This window comes from Burkholderia dolosa, from assembly GCF_902499135.1.
Lineage (GTDB): Bacteria > Pseudomonadota > Gammaproteobacteria > Burkholderiales > Burkholderiaceae > Burkholderia > Burkholderia dolosa.
This window is the reverse complement of sequence record NZ_CABVPR010000072.1, coordinates 20,285-29,711: the sequence shown is the minus strand read 5'-3', so window position 1 is coordinate 29,711 and position 9,427 is coordinate 20,285. Positions and strand designations below refer to the sequence as shown.

The following is a 9,427-nucleotide window of genomic DNA, read 5'->3' as shown; positions in this document are numbered from 1 at the left end:
CCCAGCCGCGCCGCGCGAACGCGATCGCGCGCGCGCGGCCGAGCGACGCGGCGTCGCCCGCGCTGCCCAGCGCGCCCGCGACGAGCACCGTGCGCTGCGGCGACGTATCGGCTGAAACGGTCATTTACAATGCCGGGATGAACCCGAAAGCTCACGAACCCGCTAGTTTACCTGCTCCCGGCCCCGACGCGCTCGCGCAGTCCGAAACGCTGACCGCGCAGTTGCGCGACGAGATCGCGGCCGCCGGCGGCTGGCTGCCGTTCGACCGCTTCATGGAGCGCGCGCTGTATGCGCCGGGCCTCGGCTACTACAGCGGCGGCGCGCGCAAGTTCGGCCGCCGCGCCGACGACGGCAGCGATTTCGTCACCGCGCCCGAGTTGTCGCCGCTGTTCGCGCAGACGCTCGCGCAGCCGGTCGCGCAGGCGCTCGAAGCGAGCGGTACGCGGCGCGTGATGGAGTTCGGCGCGGGCACCGGCAAGCTCGCGGCGGGGCTGCTCGCGTCGCTCGACGCGCTCGGCGCGGCGCTCGACGAATATCTGATCGTCGATCTATCCGGCGAGCTGCGCGAACGGCAGCGCGACACGATCGCCGCCGCCGCGCCGGCGCAGGCCGCGAAGGTGCGCTGGCTCGACGCGCTACCCGAACGCTTCGAAGGCGTCGTGATCGGCAACGAGGTGCTCGACGCGATGCCGGTGCGGCTGTTCGCGAAGGCCGGCGGCACGTGGCGCGAACGCGGCGTGGCGCTCGACGCGCGGCACGCGTTCGTGTTCGACGATCGGGAGACCGCGCCGGACGCGCTGCCGCCGGCGCTCGCCGGCCTCGACGTCGACGACGGCTACGTGACCGAGACGCACGAGGCCGCGCTCGCGTTTGTCAGGACCGTCTGCACGATGCTCGCGCGCGGCGCGGTGCTGCTCGTCGATTACGGTTTTCCCGCGCACGAGTACTACCACCCGCAGCGCGACCGCGGCACGCTGATGTGCCACTACCGGCATCATGCGCACGACGATCCGTTCCTGTATCCGGGCCTGCAGGACATCACCGCGCACGTGGAATTCACCGGCATCTACGAGGCCGGCACCGCCGCCGGCGCGGATCTGCTCGGCTACACGTCGCAGGCGCGGTTTCTGCTGAACGCCGGCATCACCGACGCGCTCGCCGCGATCGATCCGTCCGAAACGATGCAGTTCCTGCCGGCCGCGAACGCGGTGCAGAAGCTGATTTCCGAAGCGGAGATGGGCGAGCTGTTCAAGGTGATCGCGTTCTCGCGCGGCATCGACGGCACGCTCGACGCGTTCGCGCGCGGCGACCGGTCGCACGCGCTCTGACGGGCGGCCGACATGCTGCGCTGGCTGATGGCGTCGTTCGTCGCGGTGATGATCCTGACGCGCTGCTGGCCCTGGCTCGACAAGCTCGGGATCGGCCGGATGCCGGGCGACGTCACGCTGACGTTCGGCGGGCGGCGCTACCCGTTTCCGTTCATGTCGACGCTGGTGCTGACGATGCTGGTGTCGATGATCGCGCGGCTCGTCTGAGCCGCGCCGGCTGCCGCGCGCGTTACAGCTCGATCTCGCCGAGGATCCGGTGCGCGAGCGCCTTCGCCTCGTCGAACGCCTCTTGCTCGCTCGAACTCGTCGTGTGGACGTCGTAACGCACGTTCTCCGTGCCGTCGCCGTCGTCCCGCGCGAGGATCACGTAGCCCTGGAATTGCCCGTTGTCCGCCTGCTGCGTGTGCGCCTTGGCCGTGTAGATGCCTTTCGTGAACGTGTTCGTGTCCATGATGCTTCTCCCGCAAAAGGACGTTTCATCGTAGCACTGCGGCGCAGCATGTACAGCGGTTTGTGCGGCGGGGCGGCGCGGCGCGCGCCGCGCGACGGCATGCGCGGTGCGCGGTCGGCGATCCGCGGGCCGTCGTATGCCGGCACGTGCCGGTGCTCCGCGCCCGCATAAGCCGGTGCTAGCAGCGGACCGTTTTCCGCCGGCAGCGCCGAAGCCGGCAAACGCCGCACGCGCCGCGCTACTTCAACGACACGCGAAAACGCCGGACCGCGCCGCGCTATGCGCGCCCATCACGACTCGAGCAGCGCGACGACCTCGTCGAGCGTCGGCGCATGCGCGCCCGTGTGCCGGCACGCGGCGGCGCCGGCGGCGACCGCGAACGCCAGATGCTCGCGCCACGATCGCTGCGGCGTCGCCATCAGGCTGAACAGCATGCCGCCGATCGACGCGTCGCCCGCGCCGACGGTGTCGGCGACCTCGACGCGCGGCGGCGCGGCCTCGTGCACTTCGCCGTCCGCGTACAGCGTCGCCGCCTGCGCACCGCGCGTGACGAATACGGCCGCACGCGGATTCAGCGCGCGCACGGCATCGACCGCGTCGGCGCCGTCGCTGCCGAACAGATGGCGCAGATCCTCGTCGGACACCTTGGTCAGATCGGCGAGCGCGGCCATCTTCTCGAGCGTCGGCCGGTACGCGGCCGTCATCAGGTTCCGGACGTTCGGATCGAAGCTGATTTTCACGCCGCGCGCATGCAGGTCGGTCGCGAGCGCGATCAGCGTGCCGGCGAGCGGCTCGCGCACGAGGCTGATGCAGCCGAAATGCGCCCACTTCACGTGATCGGTCCAGCCGGCCGGCAGCCGCGCGGGATCGAACGCGAGATCGGCGCTCGCTTCGCCGATGAAGAAGTACGCGGGCGGGCGCGTCTCGTGGACGATCGCGAGCAGCGGCGGCCGCGCGACGCGCTGCAGGAAGCGCAGGTCGAGCCCGGCCGCGTCGCTCGTGCGCCACAGCACGTCGGAGAAGCAGTCCTCGCCGATCGAGCCGGCGAGCGCGCTCGGCACGCCGAGCCGCGCAACCGCGCGCGCGACGTTCCAGCCGGCGCCGCCCGGCACCGACGTCCACTGCGCGTCGCCCGCGCGCACCATGTCGGTCAGGATGTCGCCCGCCGACACGAAAGCCGGAAACGTGCCGCCGCTCATTGCGTCGACTCGCTGCGCGCCGTGCGCGCGAGGGTCGCGAGCACGTCGTAGCACGCGCCCATCGTGTGATAGTCGGTCTTGCCGGCCGGGCTCTTCTCGTCGCTGTACTTGCGGTTGTCGCACGTGAGGATCCGGTACCACGCGCCGTAGCGGTGATCGACGAAATGCGCCCAGCTGTAGCGCCAGATCTCGTCGTACCAGTCCCAGAAGCGCTCGCTGCCGGTGCGCGCGCCGAGCATCGCGGCGGCCGCGAAGGTTTCCGCCTGCACCCAGAAGTACTTGTTGTGGTCGCAGATCGTGAAGTCGGGGCCGAAGCCGTAGCACAGGCCGCCGTGATCGGCGTCCCACGCGTGCGCGAGCGCCGCATCGAACAGCTCGGTCGCGCGCGGCACGAGCCAGTCGAGCGGGCGATGGCGTTCGAGGATCAGCAGCAGCTTCGCCCATTCGGTCTGATGGCCGGGCTGGAAGCCCCACGGACGGAAGATGTTCGAGCTGTCTTCCTTGTTGTAGTCCCAGTCGACCGACCAGTCCGCATGGTAGTGCTCCCACACGAGCCCGCCGGCGAGCGCCGCCTGGCGTTGCGTGATGTGCGTCGCGACCTTTTCCGCGCGGTCGAGGTACGTCACGTGGCCGGTCGCCTCGTACGCGGCAAGCAGCGCTTCGGTCATGTGCATGTTCGCGTTCTGGCCGCGGTACGACGACACGTTCCAGTTCGGCGTCGCGTCGTCCGCATAGAGGCCGGCGGCCGCGTCCCAGAAACGGTGCTCGGCGAGCTCGTAGGTCGCGGCGATCAGCGGACGCGCTTCTTCGATGCCGGCCATCGTCGCGTGTGCGGCCGCGAGCAGCACGAACGCGAGCCCGTAGCAGTGGCGCGTGCCGTCGAGCGTCGCCTGCTTCGCGCCGTCGCGCCACTCGAGTTCCCAGTCGTAGCCCTGCAGCGCTTCGTCCCAGTGTGCGTCGCGCAGGAAGCGCAGCCCGTGGCGCGCGTATTCGAGGTGGCGCGGATCGCCGAAGTGCCGGTACGCCATCGCGTAGTTGAAGACGAACCGGCAACTGCTGACGAGGTGGCGCGACGTGTGGTTGTAGATGCTGCCGTCGTCGCGGAAGTAGTGGTGGAAGCCGCCCGTCGGATCGAGCGCGTTCGGCGCGTAGAAGCGCAGCGTGTCCTCGACGTGCGACAGCAGGAACGACGGATCGCGGAAGTTCGCGACGAACGGCGCGGTTTGCGCGGGCGCGGCCGCGGCGGGCGGGGAGGGTCGGACCGGTGGCATGTTCATGATGCGTTGACCGTAGCGGTATCGAATGCCGGGGAGCCGGCGGGCTGGCTGCTGGCCCGTACGATCAGCTCGACGGGCACGGAGATTTCGGTGCGCTCGGGCGCTTCGGCGAGCAGCAGTTCGACGCCGCGGCGGCCGAGCGCTTCCTTGTCGACGGCGAGCGTCGTGAGCGGCGGCGTCGCATGCGCGGCGGCGGGAATGTCGTCGAAGCCGACGATCGCGATGTCGTCCGGAATCCGCAGCCCGCGCGCGATGCATACGCGCTGCGCGGCGAGCGCCGCGGCGTCGTTGTACGCGAACACCGCGTCCGGCCGCAGGTCGGGCGCATCGAGCAGCTGCTGCATCGCACGGGCCGCGCCGGTGTCCGGGTCGAGCCCCGCGTCGATCGTCACTTCGTATGCAGGGTCGAACAGCCGGCCGGCCTCGAAGAACGCGCGGCGATAGCCGATCGCGCGCTGCGCGATGCTGTAGTGCGCGGGCGAGCCGCCGATGAACGCGATCCGCGAGCGGCCCGTCGCGAGCAGATGCCGCATCGCGAGCGCCGCGCCGGCCGCATTGTCGATGTTGACCGAGCGCAGGCCGGGCGCCCACAGGTCGATCAGCACGAGCGGGCGGCCGGTCGCGGCGAGCGCCTCGATCGTTTCCGGCTCGATGAAGCCGGCCACCGCGATCGCGTCGGGCGCGTGCGGCCGCATCTGGCGCAGCACGTCGTCGTTCGGGCCGACGGTCAGCAGCGTCGGCACGATGCCGCGCTCGCGGCATGCGTCTTCGACGCCGTGCAGCACGTGCGAGAAGAACGGACTCGCCGGAAAGCGGTTGTGCTGCCGGTGCAGCAGGAACGTCAGCCGGCGGATGCGCGGGCGCAGCTGCGCCGGATCGTAGCCGAGCCGCTGCGCGACCTCGACGACGCGCGCGCGCGTGGCTTCGGACAGCCCCGGCTGGTTTTTCAGCGCGCGCGAGACGGTGCCGATCGAGACCTCTGCCGCTCGCGCGACGTCGCGAATGGTGGTGCCCATCGTCCGGATCCGGTTTGTTTAGGGTGACGGCGATTGTATAGTAAAACTCGCGCCGGAATTCGGGCCCGATAACCCGGGAATACCCGAAAATCGCCGCGTTTTACGCGCTAATCTACGAAAACACCGTCACTAAAAATACTAAACAAATCGGGAAAAGGACAGTACGGCCGCGCGGCAACACGCAGCGACGCAGCGTCAGCCGATCGACGCGGGCGGCGTTTCGCCGCGATCGCGCAGTGCGGCGCGGCCCGCGTCGAGATCGACGAGCGCGAGTCCGTCGGGCTGCTGTTTCGCGCGCCGTTTCGCGAGCGCCGCGACCGACGCGATCTCGTCGCTGCCGTAGCGCATCGCGCGGTGCCCGCCGGCCGGCACGCCGACCGCGCCGATCGCCATCGTCACGAAGCCGAAGAACGCGGGGTTGCCGTGGCGGTCTTCGCCGCGCAGCCCGCCGGCGAGCCGGTCGGCCTGCGTGTAGAAGCGCTTCGCGCCGTCGTTGAACTGCGCGATCGCGGATGCCGCGCGCGCATGCCAGTCGTCGCTCTGGAACAGCACGAGGAAATCGTCGCCGCCGACGTGCCCGAGGAAATCGCGCTGCGGGTCGCTCACGCCCGCGAGCACCGCCGCGGCGAACTTCAGCACTTCGTCGCCCTGCCAGTATCCGTACTGATCGTTGAACGGCTTGAACTGGTTCAGATCGACGTAGCACGCATGAAAGCCGGCGTCGCGCGCGAGCAGACGATCGATATGCGCGCTGATCGGGATGTTGCCGGGCAGGAACGTCAGCGGATTCGCATAGCGCGCGGCTTCGATCCGCATCTCGGTCACCGCGCGCACCAGGCTCTCGCCGGTGCCGAGCCCGACGTAGCGGCCGTCTTCGGTGATCACGAAGCCGTCCGCGAGATAGCGCTGATCGTGCGTCGCGAGCAGCATCGCGAGCTGCTCGAACGTCGTCGCGACGTCGATCGTCAGCGGCGCGTCGTTCGCGAACTGCACGCACGGCTTCTTGCCGAACACCTCGCGGTGGTACGGCAGCGCGAAACGGTCGATGAAGCCGCGGCGGTTCACCAGCGCGACCGGGCGGCCGCGTTCGACGAGCGCGACCGCGTGCAGGTCCGGCATCCGGTTGAACAGCGCGAGCACGTCGTTGCTCGTCGCGTCGCGCGGCAGCGCCGGCGCGGGAACCAGCATCTTCGCGGCGATGGTGCCGGCCGGGCGCGCGGGACGCGTCGCGCCGGGGAACACGGCGATGTGCGGCGCGCGGATCGCGTCGCGCGCGGCCGGCGCGACGACCGGCGACGGCTGCGCGTTCGGCCGGCCGAGCAGAAAGCCCTGCACGCAGTTGATTCCCATGTCGCGCACGACGATCAGGTCGCATTCGTTCTCGATGCCTTCCGCGATCAGCTTTGCGCCGCTCGCGTGCGCGAAATGCTGCATCGCCTTCACGGCCTCGAACTTCAGCGGGTCGCGCGAGATGTCGTGGATGAAGAACCGGTCGATCTTCACGACGTCGGGATGCAGCCGCAGCCAGAGATTCATGCTGGCGTTCGCGGTGCCGTAATCGTCGAGCGCGAACTGCATCCCGGCGTCGCGCAGCGACGTGATCGCCGGCACGATCTGCGCGACGTCGGTCGTCGCGCTCTGCTCGGTCAGCTCGATCACGATGCGCTCCGCGCCGACCCCCGCGCGGCCGAGCAGCAGCCGCGCGCGCTCGCGTTCGCGCGCGAGCTGCACGATCGTGCCGGCGCTGAAGTTGAGGAACAGCTTGCCGTCGCAGCCGAGCGCGGCGAACGCGTCGAGACAGGTGAGCGCGGCGGCCTGTTCGAGCGCGACGGTTGCGCCGTCGCGGGCCGCTTGCGCGAACAGCGCGACGGGCTGCTCGAGATCGGTGCCGCGCGGACCGCGGATCAGCCCTTCGTAGCCGACCACGGTGCCCGACCCGAGATCGACGATCGGCTGAAAGACGGCGGCGAGCGCGTGATCCGCGATCAGGCGCGTGGTACGGGCGACAGCGGAGTCGGATGAGGGCGCGGACATGGGCGAGGGCAGCCGGAACGTCGGGACATCCGGCTTAACGGCAGCGCTCGCGAAGAGTTGAATGAAGATTTTGTGACGCGATGCGCGTTGCCGATGCGCGTCGTTTTATGACGGGCGCCGGGCGACGGACGCCGGACGCAAGAGGCGACAGGCGAGAGGCGACAGGCGAGCCGTCAGCCCGCCTTCGTCGCGTCAGCGTTTGCCGGCGTTCAGCGCACCGGACGCGCGCGCGGCCTTGCCCGCGCCGTCGCGGCCCGCTTCGCGCTCGCCGCTCGTGTCGCGCGCGCCCCAGCGCTGCGCGAGCGCCGCGCAAGCCATCAGCTGAATCTGGTGGAACAGCATCAGCGGCAGCACGATCGCGCCGACCGCATGCGACGAGAAGATCACCTTCGCCATCGGCACGCCGGCCGCGAGGCTCTTCTTCGACCCGCAGAAGATGATCGTGATCCGGTCCGCGCGGTTGAAGCCGAGCCGTTTGCCGACGAACGCGGTCAGCAGCAGCGCGATCACGAGCAGCACGACGTTGACGATCAGCAGCCCGCCGAGCGCGCGCGGCGGAATCTGGTGCCACAGCCCCTGGTTCACGGCCTCGCTGAACGCGACATAGACGACGAGCAGGATCGAGCCCTGATCGACGAAGCGCAGCACGCCGCGATTGCGCTCGATCCAGCCGCCGATCGCCGGCCGCAGCAACTGCCCCGCAATGAACGGCACGAGCAGCTGCATCACGATGCTGCCGACCGTGCTCCACGGCGACGCGGCCGCGGCCGACTGCGACGTGATCATCAGTCCGACGAGCGCCGGCGTCACGAAGATGCCGAGCAGGCTCGACGCGGATGCCGCACATACGGCCGCCGGCACGTTGCCCTTCGCGATCGACGTGAACGCGATCGACGACTGGACCGTCGACGGCAGCGTGCACAGAAACAGCACGCCCGCATACAGCGCGGGCGTGACGAGCGGCTGCAGCACCGGCTTCAGCGCGAGGCCGAGCAGCGGAAACAGCGCGAACGTGCTGAGCAGCACCACCGCATGCAGCCGCCAGTGCGTGGCGCCGGCGACGACGGCTTCGCGCGACAGCTTCGCGCCGTGCAGAAAGAACAGCAGGCCGACCGCGATGTTGGTCGCCCAGTCGAATGCGTGCGCGGCCGCGCCGCGGCATGGCAGCAGGCTCGCCAGCACGACGGTGCCGACGAGCGCGAGCGTGAAGTTGTCGGGGAGAAAACGGGGACGGGCCATCGGAAACTCGAATCGGAAACGACGAAAGCGCGCATCGCGCGCGCAGATAGCGACATTGTCCCGGCTCGACATTCAATAAACAAATTCATTGTGTGAATCGATTGATGAAACGCGGGCATGAAAGGGCGCTGATAAACGCGGCCGGGCTACGCCGAAACGTGCGCTGAAACAGCGCCGAAACGGCACCCGAACATGCTGCAAAAATCGCGAGTCGGAGCGAAAAAACCTAGCAGTAACATGGTGTTACACCGATGCCCGCGACCTAACACTTTTTGGCTCGACACATTTTCGGACCGCTCATAAATTACTGATGAAAGCCTTGCGTCGGTTTCAGAACGCCGACCGCAGGCATGAAACAGGCACTGACGATGGCGGAACGGGCAAAACGGAAGATCGGACGATGGGCGGCAGGCGTGCTCGGCGCGCTGCTGGTGCCGCTTGCGTTCGCGCAGCCGCCGCGCGGCGGTCACACGTTCGGCGGACACGGCTTCGGCGGCGGCGACATGCACGCGTACGGCCAGCCGGCCGGCGGCCCGCCCGTGTGGCGCCGTGCCGCGCCGCCGGCCGTCGGCGTGAACGGCGCCGGATCGCGATGGGGCCTGCGCCCGACGCCGTCGTACGGCCACTACGCGGCGCAGAACCCGTATCGGCCGATCAGTGCGGACGCGCGCCAGATGCCGCGCCCGCCGGCCGGCAGCAACGTGCCGCTGCGCGCCGGCTCGATCCGTGCGGATGTCGCGCGCTACAACGAGGAGCGCGGCGGGCGTCCGATGCCGCCGCCCCGCTCGCAGGAAGAGCCCGCGCATTCGCCGTTTTTCTCGCCGTTCTACCGCAACTGAGCGCGCGCCCGGCCGCGCATGCCGGCCGGCTGATGCGAATCCGC

9 protein-coding genes are annotated in these 9,427 nt (G+C 69.7%); 3 read left to right on the top strand and 6 right to left on the bottom strand.

Annotation, left to right across the window (positions count from 1 at the left end; translation table 11 throughout):
• The first annotated feature begins 137 nt into the window (after window positions 1–137).
• A complete protein-coding gene (locus BUB20358_RS24225) occupies window positions 138–1,328 on the top strand; it encodes a class I SAM-dependent methyltransferase (RefSeq protein ID WP_035971603.1) in 1,191 nt (396 codons plus the stop codon).
• A gap of 12 nt (window positions 1,329–1,340) precedes the next feature.
• A complete protein-coding gene (locus BUB20358_RS24220; protein ID WP_006763216.1) occupies window positions 1,341–1,535 on the top strand; it encodes a DUF2905 domain-containing protein in 195 nt (64 codons plus the stop codon).
• A 22-nt stretch (window positions 1,536–1,557) separates the two neighbouring features.
• On the opposite strand, the gene BUB20358_RS24215 is transcribed toward BUB20358_RS24220, so the two are convergent.
• From BUB20358_RS24215 to BUB20358_RS24190, 6 genes are all read right to left on the bottom strand, one after another.
• Window positions 1,558–1,779: a hypothetical protein gene (locus BUB20358_RS24215; protein WP_006763217.1), complete on the bottom strand. Its 222-nt coding sequence runs from the start codon at window positions 1,777–1,779 to the stop codon at window positions 1,558–1,560.
• Window positions 1,780–2,069: 290 nt separating this feature from the next.
• A complete protein-coding gene (locus tag BUB20358_RS24210; protein ID WP_035971604.1) occupies window positions 2,070–2,978 on the bottom strand; it encodes a carbohydrate kinase family protein in 909 nt (302 codons plus the stop codon).
• Entirely contained in the window at window positions 2,975–4,255 is a 1,281-nt protein-coding gene (locus BUB20358_RS24205; protein WP_006763219.1) for an AGE family epimerase/isomerase, read from the bottom strand. Before BUB20358_RS24205 ends, BUB20358_RS24210 begins: the two co-directional genes overlap by 4 nt.
• Window positions 4,252–5,271, bottom strand: coding sequence for a LacI family DNA-binding transcriptional regulator (locus BUB20358_RS24200; protein ID WP_006763220.1), 1,020 nt, complete (start codon window positions 5,269–5,271; stop codon window positions 4,252–4,254). The genes BUB20358_RS24205 and BUB20358_RS24200 overlap by 4 nt, the downstream gene beginning before the upstream one ends.
• Window positions 5,272–5,466: 195 nt before the next feature.
• Window positions 5,467–7,305, bottom strand: a complete 1,839-nt coding sequence (locus tag BUB20358_RS24195; RefSeq protein WP_006763221.1) for an EAL domain-containing protein — start codon at window positions 7,303–7,305, stop codon at window positions 5,467–5,469.
• A 192-nt stretch (window positions 7,306–7,497) separates the two neighbouring features.
• Window positions 7,498–8,544: a bile acid:sodium symporter family protein gene (locus tag BUB20358_RS24190; RefSeq protein WP_035973249.1), complete on the bottom strand. Its 1,047-nt coding sequence runs from the start codon at window positions 8,542–8,544 to the stop codon at window positions 7,498–7,500.
• Window positions 8,545–8,912: 368 nt separating this feature from the next.
• Here BUB20358_RS24190 and BUB20358_RS24185 point away from each other — a divergent pair, with 368 nt between their 5' ends.
• Window positions 8,913–9,383 (top strand): hypothetical protein, encoded by a 471-nt coding sequence (locus BUB20358_RS24185; RefSeq protein ID WP_035973250.1) that lies wholly within the window; start codon window positions 8,913–8,915, stop codon window positions 9,381–9,383.
• Window positions 9,384–9,427 lie beyond the last annotated feature (44 nt).